General features: G+C 54.6%; 17 protein-coding genes, 1 other RNA gene and 1 other annotated feature. Of the genes, 14 read left to right on the forward strand and 4 right to left on the reverse strand.

Features of this window, described 5'->3' with window-relative positions; genetic code table 11:
* Positions 1-82: 82 nt before the first annotated feature.
* From recJ to KNP84_RS06040, 7 genes are all read left to right on the forward strand, one after another.
* Positions 83-2,374: a single-stranded-DNA-specific exonuclease RecJ gene (gene recJ / locus KNP84_RS06010; RefSeq protein ID WP_215114486.1), complete on the forward strand. Its 2,292-nt coding sequence runs from the start codon at positions 83-85 to the stop codon at positions 2,372-2,374.
* A 1-nt stretch (position 2,375) separates the two neighbouring features.
* Positions 2,376-2,894, forward strand: a complete 519-nt coding sequence (locus tag KNP84_RS06015; protein WP_021066904.1) for an adenine phosphoribosyltransferase — start codon at positions 2,376-2,378, stop codon at positions 2,892-2,894.
* A 189-nt stretch (positions 2,895-3,083) separates the two neighbouring features.
* On the forward strand, positions 3,084-5,273 hold the full coding sequence (locus KNP84_RS06020) for a RelA/SpoT family protein (RefSeq protein WP_021066905.1): 2,190 nt from the start codon (positions 3,084-3,086) through the stop codon (positions 5,271-5,273).
* Between the two features lie 16 nt (positions 5,274-5,289).
* Entirely contained in the window at positions 5,290-5,733 is a 444-nt protein-coding gene (gene dtd, locus KNP84_RS06025) for a D-aminoacyl-tRNA deacylase (RefSeq protein WP_021066906.1), read from the forward strand.
* Between the two features lie 38 nt (positions 5,734-5,771).
* Positions 5,772-6,005 (forward strand) — a binding site (T-box leader).
* A gap of 39 nt (positions 6,006-6,044) precedes the next feature.
* The gene (hisS, locus tag KNP84_RS06030; RefSeq protein ID WP_215114487.1) at positions 6,045-7,325 is read left to right on the forward strand and encodes a histidine--tRNA ligase; all 1,281 of its coding nucleotides are present in this window, start codon (positions 6,045-6,047) and stop codon (positions 7,323-7,325) included.
* A complete protein-coding gene (gene aspS, locus KNP84_RS06035) occupies positions 7,322-9,094 on the forward strand; it encodes an aspartate--tRNA ligase (RefSeq protein ID WP_215114488.1) in 1,773 nt (590 codons plus the stop codon). Before hisS ends, aspS begins: the two co-directional genes overlap by 4 nt.
* A 116-nt stretch (positions 9,095-9,210) precedes the next feature.
* Positions 9,211-10,356, forward strand: coding sequence for a hypothetical protein (locus KNP84_RS06040; RefSeq protein ID WP_215114489.1), 1,146 nt, complete (start codon positions 9,211-9,213; stop codon positions 10,354-10,356).
* A gap of 71 nt (positions 10,357-10,427) precedes the next feature.
* Here KNP84_RS06040 and KNP84_RS06045 read toward each other — a convergent pair whose 3' ends face one another.
* Together KNP84_RS06045 and KNP84_RS06050 are read right to left on the reverse strand one after the other, a co-directional pair.
* The gene (locus KNP84_RS06045; RefSeq protein ID WP_215114490.1) at positions 10,428-10,610 is read right to left on the reverse strand and encodes a hypothetical protein; all 183 of its coding nucleotides are present in this window, start codon (positions 10,608-10,610) and stop codon (positions 10,428-10,430) included.
* Positions 10,607-10,957: an iron-sulfur cluster biosynthesis family protein gene (locus KNP84_RS06050; protein WP_021066911.1), complete on the reverse strand. Its 351-nt coding sequence runs from the start codon at positions 10,955-10,957 to the stop codon at positions 10,607-10,609. Before KNP84_RS06050 ends, KNP84_RS06045 begins: the two co-directional genes overlap by 4 nt.
* 118 nt (positions 10,958-11,075) lie before the next feature.
* Between KNP84_RS06050 and KNP84_RS06055 the strand changes: the two genes are divergently transcribed.
* The 3 genes from KNP84_RS06055 (at position 11,076) to tnpB (ending at position 15,255) form a co-directional block, all read left to right on the forward strand.
* Positions 11,076-12,788 (forward strand): ABC transporter ATP-binding protein, encoded by a 1,713-nt coding sequence (locus tag KNP84_RS06055; protein ID WP_214803096.1) that lies wholly within the window; start codon positions 11,076-11,078, stop codon positions 12,786-12,788.
* A gap of 91 nt (positions 12,789-12,879) precedes the next feature.
* Entirely contained in the window at positions 12,880-13,914 is a 1,035-nt protein-coding gene (locus tag KNP84_RS06060) for a zinc-binding dehydrogenase (protein WP_215114491.1), read from the forward strand.
* A 168-nt stretch (positions 13,915-14,082) separates the two neighbouring features.
* Positions 14,083-15,255 (forward strand): IS200/IS605 family element RNA-guided endonuclease TnpB, encoded by a 1,173-nt coding sequence (tnpB, locus tag KNP84_RS06065; RefSeq protein ID WP_021066914.1) that lies wholly within the window; start codon positions 14,083-14,085, stop codon positions 15,253-15,255.
* Positions 15,256-15,326: 71 nt separating this feature from the next.
* Here tnpB and KNP84_RS06070 read toward each other — a convergent pair whose 3' ends face one another.
* Positions 15,327-15,971, reverse strand: coding sequence for a YczE/YyaS/YitT family protein (locus KNP84_RS06070; protein WP_214752749.1), 645 nt, complete (start codon positions 15,969-15,971; stop codon positions 15,327-15,329).
* Positions 15,972-16,315: 344 nt separating this feature from the next.
* Between KNP84_RS06070 and KNP84_RS06075 the strand changes: the two genes are divergently transcribed.
* The 3 genes from KNP84_RS06075 (at position 16,316) to KNP84_RS06085 (ending at position 18,655) form a co-directional block, all read left to right on the forward strand.
* Positions 16,316-17,530: a DASH family cryptochrome gene (locus KNP84_RS06075; RefSeq protein WP_215114492.1), complete on the forward strand. Its 1,215-nt coding sequence runs from the start codon at positions 16,316-16,318 to the stop codon at positions 17,528-17,530.
* A 75-nt stretch (positions 17,531-17,605) separates the two neighbouring features.
* Positions 17,606-17,792: non-coding RNA, 6S RNA (ssrS, locus tag KNP84_RS06080), on the forward strand.
* A gap of 95 nt (positions 17,793-17,887) precedes the next feature.
* Entirely contained in the window at positions 17,888-18,655 is a 768-nt protein-coding gene (locus KNP84_RS06085) for a tRNA threonylcarbamoyladenosine dehydratase (RefSeq protein WP_021066918.1), read from the forward strand.
* Positions 18,656-18,679: 24 nt separating this feature from the next.
* On the opposite strand, the gene KNP84_RS06090 is transcribed toward KNP84_RS06085, so the two are convergent.
* The gene (locus tag KNP84_RS06090) at positions 18,680-19,987 is read right to left on the reverse strand and encodes a replication-associated recombination protein A (protein ID WP_215114493.1); all 1,308 of its coding nucleotides are present in this window, start codon (positions 19,985-19,987) and stop codon (positions 18,680-18,682) included.
* Between the two features lie 60 nt (positions 19,988-20,047).
* On the opposite strand from KNP84_RS06090, the gene cymR reads away from it, so the two are divergent.
* The gene (gene cymR, locus KNP84_RS06095) at positions 20,048-20,455 is read left to right on the forward strand and encodes a cysteine metabolism transcriptional regulator CymR (RefSeq protein ID WP_021066920.1); all 408 of its coding nucleotides are present in this window, start codon (positions 20,048-20,050) and stop codon (positions 20,453-20,455) included.
* Positions 20,456-20,463: the final 8 nt, after the last annotated feature.

The raw sequence follows: 20,463 nt of genomic DNA on the forward strand, positions 1-20,463 counted from the left end.
ATCGGGGGACCTTTTTGAATGTCAAGACGGCACTTCACTCGCTCGTTCTGATATAATCTACAATTGATTGGAGTGAGGCATTATGTATCATGCGAAGAAACGTTGGGTGTATCCGGAGACGGATACAACGGCTGTTGAACAGTTACAGACAGAATTGAATATATCGGAGCAACTTGCGACGCTCCTCATGCAACGGGGGCACCGCGACGTCGAGGCGGCCAAGGCGTTTTTATACGTCGAGGATGAATTGACGTTCCACGACCCGTTTTTATTTGAACAGATGCCAAAAGTAGTCGAACGTTTGAAACGAGCGGCCGACGAAGGTGAGATGGTATTGATTTATGGTGACTATGACGTCGATGGTGTCAGCGCCTCGGCCGTCATGTGGCACGCCTTGACCGAGATTGGCGTCATGGCGGAATGCTATATCCCGAACCGGTTCACCGAAGGATATGGGCCGAACAAAGAGGCGTTCAGCTGGGCCGCCGGTGAAGGGTTCACCCTCATCATCACGGTCGACTGCGGCATCTCGGGGATTGAAGAAGCGGCGCTCTTGAAAGAGCTCGGTGTCGATTTGATTATCACCGACCACCACGAACCGAAAGAGACGTTACCGGATGCATTCGCTATCATCCATCCTCATATCGACCCGTCGTATCCGTATGACAAACTCGCCGGGGCAGGCGTCGCCCTCAAAGTGGCGCACGCCGTGCTCGACCGGATGCCGGACGAGCTTCTCGACTTGGCCGTCCTCGGCACGATCGCCGATCTCGTTCCGCTCGATGGGGAGAACCGTCTGCTCGCCAAGCTCGGACTCAAGGCGCTCGATGATTCGAAACGCCCGGGTATTTTGGCGCTCCGTGAAGTGTGTGCGTTGACGGACGGGACATTGAACGAGGAATCGGTCGGGTTCGCGTTCGGTCCGCGCATCAACGCCGCTGGTCGTCTCGACTCGGCGATGCCGGCGCTCCAGATGTTGCTCGCCGAGAATGTCGAGGAAGCGCTCGAACTGGCCCAGAAGCTCGACAAACAGAATAAAGAACGCCAAGACATCGTCAAGACGATCGCCAAGGAAGCGACAGAACTTGTCGAAGCCTCGATGACGAACGACCGCGTCCTCGTCGTCGCCAGTGAACGCTGGAACCCGGGCGTCGTCGGGATTGTCGCCTCACGGCTCGTCGAGGCGTATTATCGTCCGGTCATCCTCTTGTGCCATGACCCGAAAACAGGGAAGGCGAAGGGATCGGGCCGTTCAATCGACGGTTTCGACTTGTTCAAAGAACTATCGAAGAACGAAGACATCTTGCCGCACTTCGGTGGCCACCCGGCCGCAGCCGGGATGACGCTGTTATCGGAAAACGTGGCCGAACTGCGCCGTCGTCTGAACGAACAAGCCGAGTCGATTCCGGACGAGACGTTCGTCGCCCGCGTCAACGTCGACTTGAAGCTCGACGTGAACGATGTGTCGCTCGACTTGATTTCAGAGATTGGCAAGCTCGCCCCGTTCGGGATGGGTAATCCGTCACCGCGTGTCGTCGTGGCAGACGCTAGACTTCGCGACATCCGTCAAATCGGGCGCGACAACACCCATTTGAAGGTTCAGCTCGCCGGGGACAAGCGAGAACTTGATGGCATCGGCTTCGGTTTCGGTCACGTCGTCTCTGAAATCTCGAAGATGGCCCACGTCTCGGTCATGGGCAGTTTGCAAGTGAATGAATGGAACGGGATGCGCAAGCCGCAGCTCATGATTCAAGACATCCGTGTCGACGGGTTCCAAGTGTTCGATTATCGGGGCAAGAAAAATTCGCTCGACGAATTGAAACGGCTCCCAGGCGACATGACGTCGTTCATCTCGTTCCAAGGGCGGGACGACTTCCCGCTCCACGACCTCGATACGCCGCTCAAGCCGTTCGTCGTTTTGCTCGATTTGCCGGATGAGGAAGACGTATTGGCAGATTTGTTGACCGAGGACGTCGAGCGCATCTACTGTGCGTTCGGACAAGGCGGCTCGTTCTTCGAGAAGTTGCCGACGCGGGAAGATTTCCGAACATACTACGTCCATATGGCGACGTGCGAACGGAAAAACCTGCGCGAAAACTTGATTCGATTGTCAATCGAGCGAAAATGGTCAAAAAATACGATTCAATTTATGCATCAAGTATTCTCTGAACTCGAATTTCTTGTTACAATGGAAGACGGACTGCCTGGAGTGAATCCAGAAGCGCCGAAACGCGATTTGACCGAAGCGCCGTGTTATAAGCGTCGGGTCGGACGAGTCCAACTCGAGGAGCGTTTCATCTATGCGTCGTTGGCAGAACTGAAAGAGCGGTTACAATCATTGCGATCGAACAAGATGCAGGAGGCTTACACATAAAATGGATTTCAAACAGCATATTAAAGAAGTAGCGGATTACCCGAAAGAAGGAATCAGCTTCAAAGACATCACGTCACTCATGCAAGACGGACCGGCTTACAAAAAAGCGGTTGATGAGCTCATCGCTTACGCTCAGGAGCGCGGTGCTGAACTCATCGCTGGTCCGGAAGCACGCGGATTCGTCGTCGGTTGCCCGGCAGCGTACGCACTTGAACTCGGGTTCGTCCCGGTCCGTAAAGAAGGCAAGTTGCCACGTGAGACAGTTCGCGTCGCATACGGCCTCGAATACGGCACAGACATTTTGACGATGCACAAAGATTCAATCAAACCGGGCCAACAAGTCGTCATCTTGGATGACTTGCTTGCAACAGGCGGCACGATTGAAGCGACCATCAAAATGATTGAACAACTCGGCGGCGTCGTCGCGGGGATTGGATTCTTAATTGAACTTGATGGACTTGGTGGACGTGAGCGTCTCGAAGGATACGACGTGTTCTCACTCATCCGTTACGAAGATTGACCTAGACGGGAAGCGATTAGCTTCCCGTTTTTGAATAGTTTTTGAGGAAAATAACCCACAACCTTTGACAGGTCGTCAGATTTTTTCGATAATAGTAAGTAAAATTACATTACTCATGCACGTTAACTACTACCATGCTGCGACGAGTCCAAGTCGATTGGAGCGGTAAGAAAAAGGGTGTCGAATGTTATGACCAAAAAACAAATCGTAAGTATTGAGGACCTTCTCGACGCGCTCGGGGAGTATATGGGTGAAGACGAGATTGCCGAAGTGAGACGCGCTTACGAATACGCAAAACTGCATCATACCGGTCAGTTCCGACGTTCCGGCGAACCCTACATTCTGCATCCGGTCCAAGTGGCCGGTATTCTCGTTGATATCGGGTTAGACGCGACGACGATTATCGGTGCGCTTCTTCATGATGTCGTGGAAGACACGGACATCACGCTCAAACAACTCGCTGACGAGTTTGGGGTCGAGGTGGCCATGCTCGTCGACGGTGTGACGAAGCTCGGTAAAATCAAATATAAATCGAAAAAAGAAGAGCTCGCCGAGAATCACCGCAAGATGATTATCGCGATGGCTGAAGACGTACGTGTCATCTTGATCAAACTCGCCGACCGTCTGCATAACATGCGGACGCTTCAACATATGCCGAAAGAGAAGCAAGTTCAAAAAGCGGAAGAAACGCTCGAGATTTTCGCGCCGCTCGCCCACCGGATGGGGATCTCGACGATTAAATGGGAGCTCGAGGATATTTCGTTACGTTATATCAATCCGCAGCAATACTATAAAATCGTCTCGATGATGAAACAGAAGCGGACCGAGCGGGAAGCGCTCGTCACTTCGGTCATCACAGAAGTGAACACCGTCCTCGAGGACGTGAGCATCGAGGCCGACGTCAACGGCCGTCCGAAGCACATCTACTCGATTTACAACAAGATGGTGAAGCATAAGAAAGAGTTCAATGAGATTTATGACTTGATGGCCGTCCGCATCATCGTCGATTCGATTCGCGACTGCTACGCCGTCCTCGGCATCATCCACACGCAATACAAGCCGATGCCGGGCCGGTTCAAGGATTATATCGCCATGCCGAAACCGAACATGTATCAGTCGCTCCACACGACGGTGATCGGACCGAAGGGTGAGCCGCTCGAAGTGCAAATCCGCACGAAGGACATGCACTTCATCGCCGAGTTCGGGATTGCCGCGCACTGGGCCTATAAAGAAGGAAAGAGTGTCGCGACGAACGGGTTCGATGAAAAAATCGCCCATCTGCGCGAGATTTTAGAGCTACAAAAAGATACGACGGACGCCGAGGAGTTCATGGAGTCGCTCAAAGTCGATTTCTTCAGCGACATGCTCTACGTCTTCACACCGAAAGGCGACGTCTTCGAGTTGCCGAAAGGCTCGGTCCCAATCGATTACGCCTACCGCATCCATACCGAGATCGGTCACCGGATGACGGGGGCGAAAGTGAACGGACGGATGGTGCCGCTCGACCATAAACTCGAGACAGGTGACATCATCGAGATCATCACGTCGAAACATAGCTATGGACCGAGCAAGGACTGGCTCAAACTCGCCGTCTCGAGCCAGGCGAAGAACAAGATTCGCCAATGGTTCAAGCGCCAGCAGCGTGAAGAGAACGTCGAGAAAGGCAAAGAGCTCGTCGACGTCGAGATTAAGAAGCTCGGCTTCGAGCCGAAAGAAGTGATCGATGACCAGTCGCTCGCCGTCGTCGTCGAGAAGTTCAACTTCGGGAACGAGGAAGAGATGTACGCCGCGGTCGGCTATCATGGCATCACGGCCGCCCAAGTCGCCCATAAGTTGACGGAGAAACAGCGCAAAGAGCCAAAACTCGAGCTGTCGGACGCGATCAACGAATTGAAAGTCAGTCAGTCGCCGAAGAAGAAGACGGCCGAGGCCGGCGTCTCGGTGAAAGGGATTGACAACATGCTCATCCGCATGAGCCGCTGCTGTAACCCGGTACCGGGCGATGAAATCGTCGGGTATATCACACGCGGACGCGGCGTGTCGATTCACCGGAAGGACTGCTTGAACATCATCAATGAGCAGCACCCGGAGCGACTCCTCACGGTTGAGTGGGAAGTCGGTCAGGCGAAAGAGAAGAACTATAACGTCGACATCGAGATTACCGGCTACGACCGTTCCGGTTTGTTGAACGACGTGCTCCAAGCCGTCTCGGCGACGAACACGAACATCGTGGCGGTGAGCGGACGCGGGGACCAGAACAAACAGGCCCGTATCTCGATGACGATCTCGATTCCGAACGTGAACCATCTGCAAAAAGTCGTCGACCGGATCAAGCAAATCTCGGACGTGTACTCGGTCAGCCGAGTCATGATGACGTGACGAAAGGAAGATTTCTGTGCGTGTATTGTTGCAACGAGTAAAAGAAGCATCCGTCACCGTCGATGAGGAGACGATTGGTCAAATCGAGGCCGGTTATTTGCTCCTCGTCGGGGTGACCCACGAGGACACCGAGACGGAAGTGAACTGGCTCGCCGACAAGGTGGCCGGACTCCGTGTCTTCGAGGACGCGGACGAGAAGATGAACTTATCGATTCAAGACGTCGCCGGCAAAGTGTTATCCGTGTCGCAATTCACGCTTTACGGGGACACGCTCAAAGGCCGTCGCCCCGCGTTCACGCAAGCGGCGAAACCGGATATCGCCGAACGTCTTTACGAGAAGTTCAACGAGCGTTTGCGGACGCACGGGCTCGTCGTCGAGACCGGGAAGTTCGGGGCGATGATGGATGTCGCGCTCGTCAATGACGGTCCGGTCACGCTCATGCTCGAAAAAAACGCTTGACAGAAGCAGGCGTGATTCGGCATCATGAACCATATAACCTAACACCTACGATAAAGAAAAGTACGGTCACCCCACCAGCAAAGAGAGCGATGCCTAGGCTGAAAGCATCGACTGGATGATGACCCGAACGACACTTTGGAGGTGCTTCCTTGAACTCGAGTAGGGGGAGCCGTTTCATCGGGCGTTAACCGATTTCGAGTGGCAGAGTATCAATTATGGCTCTGCAACGAGGGTGGTACCACGGGAAACTTTAACAGGCTCTCGTCCCTTTGCGGACGAGGGCCTTTTTGTATTCTAAGGAGGGAATTTAGATGAAAGCACCACGCGGCACACAAGACCTGCTTCCGGGCACGGTCGAGACGTGGCAGTATGTCGAAGAGAAACTACGCGACATCAGCGCCCGTTACAACTATAAAGAGATTCGTACCCCGATTTTTGAAACGACCGACCTGTTCACACGCAGCGTCGGCGAGACGACGGACATCGTCCAAAAAGAGATGTTCACGCTCGTCAAGAAAGGTAAGGACGAGTATACGCTCCGTCCGGAAGGGACGGCCTCGGTCGTCCGCGCTTTCGTCACGAACAAGCTGTTCGGCAGCCCCGACCAGCCGACGAAACTGTACTACATGGGACCGATGTTCCGCTACGAACGTCCACAAAAAGGCCGGTTCCGCCAACTGCACCAATACGGTGTCGAGGCGATCGGTAGCAGCGACCCGGCCGTCGACGCAGAAGTGATCAGCCTCGCCTACACGATTTACAAATCGTTCGGCCTGAAGCAAATCAAGGTCGTCGTCAACTCGCTCGGTGACGCCGAGAGCCGCAACGCTCACCGCGAAGCGCTCATCCGTCACTTCGAACCGGTCCAGCACGAGCTGTGCCAAGATTGCCAGACGCGCTTGCACCAAAACCCGCTTCGCGTCCTCGACTGTAAAGTCGACCGCGACCACCCGTCGATGAAGTCGGCACCATCGATTCTCGACTTCTTGAACGAAGAGTCGAAGACGTACTTCGAGAAAGTACTCGCGCACTTGGATGCGCTCGGCGTCGCCTACGTGGTCGACCCGACGCTCGTCCGCGGACTCGACTACTATACGCACACGGCGTTCGAGATCATGTCAGAGGCAGAAGGCTTCGGCGCCATCACGACGCTATGCGGCGGTGGACGCTATAACGGTCTTGTCCAAGACATCGGTGGACCGGACATGCCTGGCATCGGTTTCGGGATCGGACTCGAGCGTCTTATCCTCGCTCTCGAGAATGAAAGGGTGCTCCCAGCGCTCGAGACGGGACTTGACGTCTTCGTCGTCGCCCAAGGCGGATCAGAAGTCGAAGTGACGGCGACACGCCTGTTGCAACTGCTTCGCATCGAAGGCTTCAAGGCGGACCGTGACTATCTCGGCCGCAAGTTCAAAGGACAATTCAAACAAGCCGACCGCTTGAACGCGAAGTTCACCGTCATCCTCGGAGACGATGAAGTCGAGCGCGGATCGGCCTCCCTCAAGGTCATGGCGACCGGGGAACAAGTCGACGTGCCGCTATCGGCTGTCGCAGACAAAATTCGTGAACTATCGGAAGGAGCAGGACAATGATCGGACGCACACATATGAACGGCCGCGTGACAGAATCACTCATCGGCCAAGACGTACAATTGAAAGGATGGGTACAAAAACGTCGCGACCTCGGAGGCCTCATCTTCATCGACCTTCGTGACCGCACAGGCATCGTCCAAGTCGTCGTTCGCCCGGAAAACGAAGCGGTGCACAAGCTCGCCGAGTCGATCCGCAGCGAATACGTACTTGATATTAAGGGAACTGTCCTCGAACGTGAGAACAAGAACCCGAACATGCCGACCGGGAACATCGAAGTCATCGCCTCTGAAATCAACATCTTGAACGCGGCGAAAATGACGCCGATCCCGATTGGGGACGAGGCCGAGAACGTATCGGAAGACCTCCGTCTTAAATATCGTTACCTTGACCTCCGTCGTCCGGCACTCCAAGAGACGTTCCGTCTCCGCTCGAAGGCATCGAACACGATCCGTAACTTCTTGACGGAAGAGGAGTTCCTCGAAGTCGAGACACCGATTTTGACGAAGTCGACACCAGAAGGCGCGCGTGACTATCTCGTCCCAAGCCGTGTTCACGGCGGCGAATTCTACGCGCTCCCGCAATCACCGCAGTTGTTCAAGCAGCTCCTCATGGTGGCTGGATTCGACCGTTACTTCCAAATCGCACGCTGCTTCCGTGACGAAGACCTTCGGGCCGACCGTCAACCGGAATTCACGCAAGTCGATATCGAGACGAGCTTCATGGACGTCGAAGACTTGATGGCGATGATGGAATCGATGATGGGCCAAGTCATGGAAGCGACGCTCGGTCGCACGGACACACCGGCCAAGTTCGAGCGGATGACGCACGAAGAGGCGATGCGCCGTTTCGGTTCAGACAAACCGGACACACGTTTCGGTCTTGAGCTCATCGACGTCGCGGACGCTGTCACAGGTGCCGGCTTCAAAGTGTTCGACATGGCGCTCGAGTCAAACGGACAAGTCAAAGCGATCAACGTCAAAGGTGAAGCGGATAAGTTCTCGCGTAAAGACATCGACAAGCTTCAAGAGTTCACAGCCGTCTACGGTGCGAAAGGCCTCGCTTGGCTCAAAGTGACGCCAGAAGGCTTGAACGGACCGATTGCCAAGTTCTTCGACGAGACGTACGCCCAGAAGTTGATAGAAGCGACGAACGCGGAAGCGGGCGATTTGCTCCTCTTCGTGGCGTCAAAACCGACAGTCGTCGCCGACAGCCTCGGCGCGCTTCGCGTCAAGCTCGGACATGAGCTCGGACTCATCGACGAGACGAAATTCAACTTCCTTTGGGTGACGGACTTCCCGCTCGTCACGTTCGAAGAAGAAGACGGCCGTTTCTACGCCAACCACCACCCGTTCACGATGCCAAATCGTGAAGACCTCCATCTTCTCGAGACAGATCCAGCGAGCGTACGCGCTCTCGCCTATGACCTCGTCTTGAACGGCTATGAGCTCGGTGGCGGATCACAACGGATTTATGAGCGTGACATTCAAGAACGCATGTTCAAATTGCTCGGCTTCACAGAACAAGAAGCGGTCGACCAGTTCGGCTTCTTGCTCGAAGCGTTCGAATATGGCACACCGCCGCACGCAGGGATCGCGCTCGGTCTCGACCGTCTCGTCATGATCCTCGCGGGTCGTTCGAACCTTCGTGACACGATCGCCTTCCCGAAAACGGCGTCGGCGAGCGACTTGCTCACTCAAGCACCAAGCCCGGTCGCGGACGCGCAACTCCAAGAGTTGTCGATTCGGACTGCGGTCAAAGAGAAGAAATAACGTCTAGTCACAAGGACCCGTCAAATGGCGGGTCTTTTTGCGTATATATGAATAAGGAAGAAGATGATACAATTATGGGATAAATTGTATGTAAAAGATGGGGGAACTGGGGAAACGTGAAATTAACTCGGAACATAAAAGTGATGGCGTTGACGGTCGGACTGAGCATGATGTTAGCGGGCTGTTTTCAAGAGACGAAAGCGACGCCGCAAGTGCAAGAGACCGTTAATGAGACGGAGGCACCGGCAGAGAGCAGGGAGAGCGATCAGGTGTTATTACGGAGCACGGGTGAGTCCGAGCCGTTAGGGGATGTGAAGACGCATGACCTGACATTGTTCTTCGCGCACAAGACGGCGATGGTCGCACCAGACCATGTGGTCGGTGACCGGATCATCTACACGGATTCGGTCGGGGAAATCGGGAATGACGTGTATGTGTATGATGCGACCGACAAGTCCAATCAACGGATTTATCAAACATCCAAGACGATCGGCAATCTCGTCGGCATCCAAGACGAGCTAGTTTGGATTGAATATGAGATGACAGCGGACAATGCCTACGCATGGACGATTTATCGGATGAAGCTGAATGAAACAAAACCGACCGAACTCGCTGAAGGGGTCAGTGCGTTCGAGACGCCCGTTCCGCATTTGAACGCAACCGATGAACATGTCACCTGGGTCGATTATGAGGCGTCAGAAACGTTGACGACATCGGCGGTCATGCAGTTCTCTCCGGCGACGGAGACAGTAGAAACGGTGCAAACGTACACTCTTCAAGAAGGGGAGCGCCGAGACGGTGAGTACGTGTTCGACTATCGCGATAGTGAGGGTGGGGTCATCGTCCATCGAAGCTTATTTGTTGATGGGGAAAAGGCGACAAAACTGACCACGCTCGAGGGGACGTTCGATCGAGACATGGACGCGTTGATCGACTTTGAAGCAGGTGAGGACTATGTTGCGCTCGGAAGAGAAGGGCGTGCCGAGTTTGTAGGACTGACGGAGCAAGCGAAAACGTTCCAACATAAAAGTGCACAGTCCAAGATTACATTTGACTCGTTTCTTTTCTTGCCAGACCAGCGCATCCTGTTCCGAGAAGGCATGAATCGCTTATTGATCGCGGATATGAATGACGGGACGGTCTCGTCTTTGCCGAGTCAAGGTGGCACGACGTCAAAGCCGATTTATCGTGATGGACAAATCGCCTACGCCGAACTGGGGGATGGCGGGCTGATTACCTTCTACACCATCGATGTGAACTGACATCGAAACCAAAAAGTCGTCACTTCCGGTTATGGAAATGACGACTTTTTCATGCTTTTTAAGAGGAAAACTTATGACTCCATCTTCTTCGCCGTCCGCTGCAACGCGAAACCGAACGCGAACAGCGAGGCGATCACGGCCGTCATCGTGTAGACCGAGTCCGCGAACGCGAGGTAAATGCCGAACAGGCCGAGCCCGAAGCTGAGGATGAACCAAAGCCAGAGGCTCGGATGGTCACGTAACGCCTGCTTCATCGGCTCGGGACGTTCAACTGGCAACCGGTCCCATCGGTCACGAGCAAGTTCGAGTTGAACACTTGGCCGTTACTCTTCAAGACGAGCGTCCGTTTATCGTCACGATAGTCGATGATCATGTCCTCGTCCAAAAAGATTTTCGTCCAGTTCTTGATGAGAATCGGGCCGACGTTCGAATCAATCTCGACATCTTCTGGTGTCGTCTCGGTCACATAGCGAATCTCGAAGATGCCGCTATTGCCACAGCCGCAACCTTCCGTCTCATAAAACAAGTGCATTTGTCCGTCACGGTCGCCTTTTAAGGCATCAATCCGCGCCTGAGCGCGTTCTGTAATTTGTACGTTCATGGGTATCACTCCTTATGTCTATTATACCTCGCTGGAAAAAAGATTGAAAAAGACGTGCTTCCCGTTTTCCACTTCCTGCAAAAAGGCGTAAACTATTTGTTTAGAAGGGGGAAACGACATGATCTCACGTTTTTTTAGTTATTACCGTCCACATAAGAAGTTATTCATCCTCGATTTCTCGTTCGCCATCCTCGTCGGCCTGCTCGAGCTCGGTTTTCCGCTCGCCGTACAATGGTTCATCGACGACCTGTTGCCGGGTGGGGAATGGAATTGGATTATCATCATCAGCATCGGCCTATTGATTCTTTACATACTCGCCATGATGATGCAGTACGTCGTCAACTATTGGGGGCATAAGCTCGGCATCAATATCGAGACCGATATGCGGGAAGAGCTGTTCACCCACATCCATAAACAGTCGTTCCGGTTCTTCGATAATCATAAGACCGGACATCTGATGAGTCGGGTGACGAACGACTTGTTCGATATCGGCGAAGTGGCGCACCATGGTCCTGAAGATTTCTTCATCGCCATCATGACACTGCTCGGTGCGTTCGGAATCATGTTCTCGATTGACCCGCAACTCGCGCTCGTGACGGTCGTCGCCGTGCCATTCCTTGTCATCATGATCACGTACGCCAACAAAAACATGAACAAGGCGTGGCAAAAGATGTATACGAACATCGGTGAAGTGAACGCCCGTGTCGAGGACAGCGTCTCCGGCGCGCGTGTCGTCCAATCGTTCACGAACGAGACGTTCGAAATCAACCGATTCCAGAAAGACAATAACTTCTACCGCGGCTCGAAAATCGAGGCGTATCGAGTCATGAGTAAATCGCTTGCGGGCATTTATATTACGACGCGGCTCATGACGCTGCTCGTACTCGTTTACGGCGCCTATTTGACGTATCAAGGTCAACTGTCTTACGGGCAGCTCGTCGGGTTCATCCTCTATATGAACTTGCTTATCAAGCCAATCGAGAAAATCACAGCCCTCCTCGAGATGTATCCGAAAGGGATGGCCGGCTTCAAACGATTCACGCAATTATTGGACGAGGCCCCAGACATCGAGAACCGTCCGGACGCCGTCGACGTCACGGCACTGAAAGGCGACATCGCCTTCCAAAACGTCTCGTTCGGCTACTCAGACTATCGCCAAGTGTTGACTGACATCGACCTCGACATCAAGTCAGGTACGACGGTCGCCCTCGTCGGGACGAGCGGAGCTGGGAAGACGACGATTTGTTCGCTCATCCCTCGTTTCTATGACGTGACGAGCGGTGCCATCACGATTGACGGTATGGACATCCGCGATATGACGAAAGAGAGTCTGCGACGCCAAATCGGAATCGTGCAACAGGACGTGTTCTTGTTCGCGGGAACACTTCGTGAGAATATCGCTTACGGGAAGCTGGATGCGACCGACGCGGAAATTATGCATGCGGTCGAGAAAGCACATTTGAACTCGCTCGTCGACGAGTTGCAGTACGGCCTCGATACGCAAATCGGGGAGCGGGGCTTGAAGCTGTCGGGCGGACAGAAACAACGGATTGCCATCGCCCGGATGTTCCTCAAAAATCCACCGATTTTGATTTTGGACGAGGCGACGTCCGCGCTCGACACGGAGACGGAAGCGATCATTCAAGACTCGCTCAATGAACTCGCGGCCGACCGGACGACGCTCATCATCGCCCACCGCTTAGCGACGGTGAAAAATGCCGACCGCATCCTCGTCGTCACCGCTGACGGCATCGTCGAGGACGGGACGCACGATGAATTGAGCATGAAAGGCGGCGTGTTCGCCGGATTGCTCAGACGCCAACAACTATAAGGAATGGGCAGCCACCAATAATTTTTGGTGGCTGTCGTGCGTTAGTGGGGTATAAACAGACAAATGGTTGTCATGAGGAGGAAAACATGTGATGAAAGCAGTACAGGTCATCGGTTACGGTGACGTCGATCAATTACAAGTCGTCGATGTCGCGATTCCGAGCCCGAAACGAGGAGAAGTGCTCGTGCGCGTGAAGGCGTGCGGGATTAACAATACCGAGATTTGGATGCGAGAAGGGGCGTATGGGACGGACAAAGAGTCCGGCTGGCGACCGGAAGGGGTCCAGTTCCCACGGGTCCCGGGTTCAGATATCACCGGGGAAGTCGTGAAGGTCGGGAGCGGGGTCGAAGAGACGATGGTAGGACGTCGCGTCATCCTGTTCCCGTTCACATCGAGCGGGCAGGACGGGAAAGAGCATATCGCTGACGATATGTCGTTCATCGGTTCCGAGTACGATGGCGGTTATGCCGAATATGTCGCTTGGCCGGCCGCACTCTGTTACGATATGCCGCTCGACAGTTTCGTCGATAGCGCCGTCTTCACGGTGAGCGGGTTGACGGCGTGGCATATGAATGAGCAGATTGAGATTCAGCCGGGGCAGACGATCGTCGTCACCGGTGCGAGCGGCGGGGTCGGTTCGTTCAACGTCCAAATCGCGGCGAACGTGCACGGTGCGAACGTATTTGCTATCGTCGGCGATTTGAAAGATGAAGCGAAGCTGAAAGAACTTGGAGCGAGCCGTGTCTTTTCATACCGCTCCGAGGCACTTGCCGACGAGATTCTCGAAGCGAACGGGGGACCGGTCGATGCTGTGCTCGATGTCGTCGGCGACGCCTTGTTCGCGACATCGCTCGAGGTGTTGAAAAATGGCGGCAAGTTCTGTATCTCCGGATCGGCCGGGGGGCAACAGACGAACCTCGACTTCCGGACGATGTATTTGAAACATATCACCATGTATGGATCCGTGCTCGGTACGCGGGCTGAGTTCCAAGCGATGCTCGAGGCGATTGAAGCCGGGAAGATTCGGCCACTCGTCGACCGGACGTTCCCGCTCGTTGAGGCACGGGACGCGCAGACGTACTTCAAGCAACGGGGCAAGTTCGGAAAAATCGTCCTCGTCCCATAACGTAAAGAAAAGAGAGGAGATCGGACTGTGTCCGATTTCCTCTCTTTTTTATCAAAATTAGGCGAGAATACGCCCACTTCTAAACGTGACGGGCGAAGCCCCAGTGAAAGTGGGCAATGAATCGCCACCCTCTCTTTTGGGTATAAATACCTAGAGGAGGTGAACATCATGTTGAAGCAAAAAGCGTATCGATTCCGGATCTACCCGACAACGGAGCAGGAGATCCTGATCGCCAAGACGATCGGCTGTTCCCGCTTCGTCTTCAACCATTTTCTAGCGAAGTGGGAAGAGACCTACGAGGCGACAGGAGAAGGACTGTCCTACGGTTCCTGTTCGAAAAAAATCCCTGCCTTGAAGCAAGAGTTCGACTGGCTGAGGGAGGTCGATAGCACCTCTGTCCAAGCGAGCGTCAAGCACCTGGCCGAGGCGTATGACCGCTTCTTCAAGAAGCAGAACGGACGGCCCCGGTTCAAGTCGAAACGGAACCCGGTCCAATCCTACAAGACGAACATCCAAGGCAAGTCTCAACTTCCTGAGGTGTCGATCGTCGGGAACAAGCTCAAACTCCCGAAGCTGAAGTGGGTCCGGTTCGCCAACTCGAGGAAGGTCGAGGGCCGCATCTTGAACGCCACGATCCGACGCAACGCCTCGGGCAAACATTTCGTCTCCCTCTGCGTCGAGCAGGAGGTCGACGAGCTGCCGAAGACCGGCTCCTCGGTCGGCGTCGACGTAGGCCTGAAGCATTTCGCCGTCCTGTCCGACGGCACGGTGTACCAAAACGACCGCTACTTCCGTTCGCTCGAGAAGAGACTGGCGCGCGAGCAACGCAAGCTGTCGCGGCGTCGGCTCATCGCCCTGAACCGGAACATCAAGCTGTCCGAGGCCAAGAACTACCAGAAGCAGAAGCGGAAGGTCGCCCGCATCCATGAGAAGATCGCCAACAAGCGCACCGACTTCCTGCACAAGGTGTCGACCGAGATCGTCAAAAGCCACGACGTCATCGGCATCGAGACCCTGCAGGTGAAGCACATGCAGCAGGACCGCAAGTTGAGCAAGTCCATCTCTGACGTCAGTTGGTCGGAGTTCTTCCGCATGCTCGCATACAAGGCGGACTGGTACGGCAAGACCGTCGTGAAGGTCGGGAAAACGTTCGCCTCGAGCCAGCTCTGTTCGAGTTGCGGCCATCAACACAAGGACGTGAAGCATCTCGGTCTGCGCGAGTGGACATGCCCGGGTTGCGGGACCCATCACGACCGCGATGTGAACGCAGGACTGAACCTCAAACGCGAGGCCGAGCGCATCCTGGCCTCCTCAACCGTCGGGACGACGGGGCTAGCCTGATCAGGTTCCGGTCGTCAGACCGGATCACCCAGGAATCCTCCACCTCCAAGCGAAGCGTAGGTGGGGGTAGTTCAAGCGGCCACTTTCGCCCGGTCGATGACTGAGACGAGGCGCCGGAACTGTTCAAGCCAAAACTGGAAGAACGGGCCGATCAGGAAAATCGACAGCACCGTTCCGAAAAAGACCGGTCCGCCGAGCACCCAGCCGATGAGGCAAGCCGTCAGTTCCATCCACGTCCGCATCATGCGGACCGACGTGTTGAACCGGTCGGCCAAGGCGAGTGTCAACCCGTCACGTGGGCCGGCCCCATAGCCGATGGCGACGTACAAGCCGGCACCCATCCCGATGACGAAGATGCCGAGAATGAGCCAGGCGATGTTGAGTGCGATGCCGTCAAGTTGCGGCAACCAATGATGGTCGAGAATCAGGTTCATGAATACGCCGACGAAGACGGCGTTGACGAGCGTCCCGAACTGGGGCCGAATCCGGTCCAGTATGTACTTGCAGAGGACGAGCAAGAGACCGACGAGCAAGATGATCGTCCCGACGGAAATCGGGGTGTGCCGGGCGAGCCCGAGATGGAGCACGTCCCATGTCGATACGCCGAGGTCGGCCGTAATCATCATCGAAGACCCGAGGGCGAGCAAGAACAGGCCACCCATGAATAACGCCCACTTCAAACTGATTCGTAAAGATTGTACCCATACCGCGTGCATGATGGTCGCCTCGATTCCCTAAAATGTTCCATCATCATATCATATTTGGTTTCAACACAAGAAAAAAACGCCTCGGATGAAATCCGAAGCGCTTGGCTCACTTTTTAGGTGTCGATGCTTTTTTTGCTTTGTTCTTTTTATAGTAATCGTAGACGAACGGTGCGACCGCCGTCGCGACTTTAATGAGTGTACCAAATTTACCTTTTCTAGCCATGTTGCTGCACCCCTTTCTGTTCTAATGATGTATATTCCACCTGTTCCAGAAATGAAAACATATTTCATACAGTTTCGTCTAAGCGAACACCGGCAGCCATGTCCCATAATGGGGGGAGGAGGCGAAAAAGGTGAAGACGATTATCTGGTATCAAAACGATTTACGGGTCGATGACCATCGCCCGCTCGAGGAGGCGCTCCGTCATGATGATCCGATTGAAGGCCACTACGTCATTCCGCAAGAAGAGCTGATTGAAAACCGGTTCGGCCATATTCCGCTCGGACCGCGGCGACTTCAGTTTTTGAATGAGGCACTCGACGACTTGGCCGGTTCGCTCGCAGCGCTCGGCATCCCGCTCTTCGTCCATGTCGGTCATCCGCTCGACATGTTCGACCTAACCGACCGCTTGTTGTTCCAACGAGCGATCGGCTATAACGAACGGAGACGTGAACGTGAGGTCATGACCGCATGGCAAGGGGAGTGTCAGGCGTTCGACGGATTCACCCTCTATCCACGGGACGAGATTCCGTTCGAGAAATTGCCATTCCTCTTCACAGAGTTTCGGAAGGCAGTAGAGGCTGAAGCGAGACCGGACCGCTTGATTGAGCGCTCGCCTGCGAAGGAACTGGTTACCGTCGATTTTCCGGTCACCTATGAACAGCCGGAACGTGACGCACGGACTGCGTTCCCGTTTCGAGGTGGGGAACGGGCGGGGCGAGAGCGGCTCGCCGCCTATCTGGCCGGTCCGGTCCGAACGTATAAAGAGACACGGAACGGCTTCGGGGTCGACGACTCATCGAAGCTGTCGGCGTATCTCGCCAACGGCTCGTTGTCACCACGCCGGGTGCTGCACGAGCTCGAGCAACATGAGCGGTCACACGGGGCGAACGAGTCGACGTATTGGCTCTATTTCGAGCTGCTCTGGCGCGAGTTCTTCCAATGGGTCGCCCTCGAGCAAGGGAAACGACTGTTCCGCGCCCAAGGCATCCGTTCGAAACAGAAGACATGGCGCGTGGACGATGACGTCATCGGGCGTTGGCAAGCGGGAGAGACGGGCGTCGACTTCGTCGATGCGTTCATGCGCGAATTGAACGCGACGGGATGGATGTCAAACCGGGGGCGTCAAATCGTCGCGAGCTATTTTGCGAAAGAGCTCGGGCAGGACTGGCGTATCGGCGCGTCGTATTTCGAATCGATGTTGATCGACTATGATGTTGCCAGCAATACCGGCAATTGGGCGTACCAGGCCGGCGTCGGCAACGACTCGCGAGATCGCCGTTTCAACGTCACGCGGCAACAAGATACGTACGACCCGACCGGTGCGTTTCGTAACAGCTGGTTGTGACGAAACTGTCATAAGAAGTCGTCGTTTCTGATTGACTTCTTTTTACAGACAGTGCTATAGTAAGGGCAACAGATGGGATACCTGAGGTGTACGAGAGCCGCCTTCGTTATTTTGAGCCAACACTTTGAATACGGGAGACCGAACTGCCATCCAGATCAACTGCCTCATCACGTGCAGGAGGACTTGTGAAGGGGACGCTAGGTCACCCACCTGCTTAAGCAGGTTCAAAAGCAGGGCATCGTCACGGCACTCCGGGTCCCATCGATTTTATTGTAAAAACGTCGCTAGACGTCTTTTTTTTGATTATAATTCCGAGTAAAATAGTGTGAGAAAATAGGATTCATTTGGAGGAAGAGTATGTTACACCAGTTTTCACGTAATGAGTTGGCCATCGGTCAAGAAGGTTTAGAAGCATTAAAAGGTAAGACGGTCGCCATCCTCGGTGTCGGCGGTGTCGGGTCGTTCGCGGCCGAGGCACTTGCCCGGAGCGGAGTCGGACGCATCGTCCTCGTCGATAAGGATGACATCGACATCACGAACGTCAACCGCCAAATCCACGCGCTCTTGTCGACGGTCGGGCAACCGAAAGTCGAAGCGATGGGAACACGTCTCCTCGACATCAACCCGGAGCTCGAGCTCGTCAAACTGAAAATGTTCTATACAGAAGAGACGTTCGAAGAATTCTTCGCCCAAGACCTCGATTTCGTCATCGACGCCTCGGATACGATTATCTATAAGATTCATTTGATCGTCGAGTGCAAACGCCGGGGCATCCCGGTCATCTCGAGCATGGGCATGGCCAACAAGATGGACCCGACGCGCATCAAAGTCGTCGACATCAAGGATACGACGTACGACCCGATCGCCAAGATGGTCCGGACACGTCTCCGTAAAGAGCGTATCCATAAAGGCGTCCCGGTCGTCTTCTCGGACGAGTCACCGATCGTGACACGCGAAGACGTGAACGAGGTCGTCGGGAAGAAAGATGCCCCGATCCGTAAAGCGAAGATGCCGCCGAGTTCGAACGCGTTCGTCCCGTCGGTCGCAGGCCTCGTCGCTGCGGGCTATGTCATCAATCAAATGCTCGAGACAGCGGGTGTCGAGATCAACCGCATCCAGAAATGAAAAAACGACGCCGGCTCATCAGAGTCAGCGTCGTTTTTCCCAATAGTCGAGCCGTTTTTGCAGCTGTTGCTCGAAGCCACGGCTCGTCGGTGTATAATATTTAGGACGTTTCCGGGCCAGATTCTCTGGCCAATAGTTTTGCGGGACGTAGCCATCTTTCTCGTCGTGCGGGTATTTGTAGCCGGCACCGTTGCCGAGCTCACGGGCACCCGGGCTATGGGCGTCGCGGAGATGGACCGGGACCGGACCGCCCTCGACGGTACGGACGTGATGAATCGCCTTGTCGATGGCGGTGATGACCGCGTTCGATTTCGGTGCCGTCGCAAGATAAAGGACGGCCTGTGCCATCGGGATGCGCGCTTCCGGGAAACCGACATGTTCGCTCGCGCGGGCGGCCGCATCGACGATGACGAGCGCGTTCGGGTCACTGAGCCCGATATCTTCGGCCGCATGGACGTAGAGCCGTCGCATGATGAAGCGCGGTGATTCACCGGCCTCGATCATGACGGCGAGCCAGTATAGAGCCGCGTCCGGGTCTGAGCCACGAATCGACTTGATGAACGCCGAGATGACGTCATAATGCCGGTCGCCCGTCTTGTCGTACTTGATTGCTTTTTGTTGAATCGACTCTTCGGCGACTTCGAGCGTGATGTCGATTTTGCCGTCAATCTCGGGTGTCGTCAACACGGCCAGTTCGAGCGCGTTCAACAGCACGCGGTAGTCACCGTCCGCCATTTTGATATAATGCTCCACGGCGGCTTCCTCAATCTTGACCGGATAATTGCCAAGTCCTTTATGATCAGCTAGAGCCCGTTCCAAAACGACACGAAGTTCGTCTGGTCCAGGCGGTTCGAGCCGAAACACGGTCGCGCGCGACAGCAACGCCGCGTTGACCTCGAAACTCGGGTTTTCGGTCGTCGCCCCGATCAAGATGAGCTTTCCGGCCTCGAGTGCCGGGAGCAGGGCGTCTTGCTGCAATTTATTGAAACGATGAATCTCGTCTAAAAATAAAATCGTTCGTTCTTGTTCGAAGTCGAACCGGGACTCGGCCTCACGGATGACACTTCGTAGTTCATCAAGTTTGGCCGTGACGGCGTTCAATTGGACGAACGTCGCTTTCGTATAATTTGAAATGACGCGGGCGAGCGTCGTCTTGCCCGTTCCCGGCGGTCCATACAGGATGATCGTGCCGAGACGGTCGGCCTCGATGGCCCGGCGCAACAATTTGCCTTCGCCGATGATGTGGCGTTGACCGATGACTTCGTCTAACGTTTCCGGCCGCATCCGATTGGCGAGTGGGCCGCTATTCGATTGCTGAAATAAATCACTCATACGTACACATTCCTTTCGACAAACGTTTGTTCGATTAGTATAGCAGAAGGAGACATGAAGATGAAAATATCTACAAAAGGTCGTTATGGATTGACGATCATGATCGCACTGGCTCGGGAAACGGACAATAAACCGCTCAGCTTGAAAAAGATTGCGGCCCGGCATGACTTGCCGGAACATTACTTAGAGCAATTGATCGGTCCACTCCGCAACGGTGGTCTCGTCAAGAGCGTGCGCGGGGCGTATGGCGGCTATCAGCTCGTCAAACCGGCGACGGACATCACGGCTGGAGAAATCATCCGTCTGCTCGAAGGCCCGCTCACGATTGTCGAAGATTCAGAGGCAGATGACGCCGTGAAACGGAAGCTATGGGATAAAATCAAAGCCGCAATCGAGAAAGTGCTCGAAGAGACGACACTTGCCGATCTTGCTGAAGAAGATTCAGACGGCTATATGTTCTATATTTAAAGGTGAGG

The organism is Exiguobacterium sp. s70, assembly GCF_018618315.1.
Lineage (GTDB): Bacteria > Bacillota > Bacilli > Exiguobacteriales > Exiguobacteriaceae > Exiguobacterium > Exiguobacterium chiriqhucha.

Excerpts from the sequence above, each read along its gene's own strand:
- recJ (WP_215114486.1), top strand. The coding sequence starts at position 83 with ATGTATCATGCGAAGAAACGTTGGGTGTATCCGGAGACGGATACAACG.
- KNP84_RS06015 (WP_021066904.1), top strand. The coding sequence starts at position 2,376 with ATGGATTTCAAACAGCATATTAAAGAAGTAGCGGATTACCCGAAAGAA.
- KNP84_RS06020 (WP_021066905.1), top strand. The coding sequence starts at position 3,084 with ATGACCAAAAAACAAATCGTAAGTATTGAGGACCTTCTCGACGCGCTC.
- hisS (WP_215114487.1), top strand. The coding sequence starts at position 6,045 with ATGAAAGCACCACGCGGCACACAAGACCTGCTTCCGGGCACGGTCGAG.
- aspS (WP_215114488.1), top strand. The coding sequence starts at position 7,322 with ATGATCGGACGCACACATATGAACGGCCGCGTGACAGAATCACTCATC.
- KNP84_RS06045 (WP_215114490.1), bottom strand. The coding sequence starts at position 10,610 with ATGAAGCAGGCGTTACGTGACCATCCGAGCCTCTGGCTTTGGTTCATC.
- KNP84_RS06050 (WP_021066911.1), bottom strand. The coding sequence starts at position 10,957 with ATGAACGTACAAATTACAGAACGCGCTCAGGCGCGGATTGATGCCTTA.
- KNP84_RS06055 (WP_214803096.1), top strand. The coding sequence starts at position 11,076 with ATGATCTCACGTTTTTTTAGTTATTACCGTCCACATAAGAAGTTATTC.
- KNP84_RS06060 (WP_215114491.1), top strand. The coding sequence starts at position 12,880 with ATGAAAGCAGTACAGGTCATCGGTTACGGTGACGTCGATCAATTACAA.
- tnpB (WP_021066914.1), top strand. The coding sequence starts at position 14,083 with ATGTTGAAGCAAAAAGCGTATCGATTCCGGATCTACCCGACAACGGAG.
- KNP84_RS06070 (WP_214752749.1), bottom strand. The coding sequence starts at position 15,971 with ATGCACGCGGTATGGGTACAATCTTTACGAATCAGTTTGAAGTGGGCG.
- KNP84_RS06085 (WP_021066918.1), top strand. The coding sequence starts at position 17,888 with ATGTTACACCAGTTTTCACGTAATGAGTTGGCCATCGGTCAAGAAGGT.
- KNP84_RS06090 (WP_215114493.1), bottom strand. The coding sequence starts at position 19,987 with ATGAGTGATTTATTTCAGCAATCGAATAGCGGCCCACTCGCCAATCGG.
- cymR (WP_021066920.1), top strand. The coding sequence starts at position 20,048 with ATGAAAATATCTACAAAAGGTCGTTATGGATTGACGATCATGATCGCA.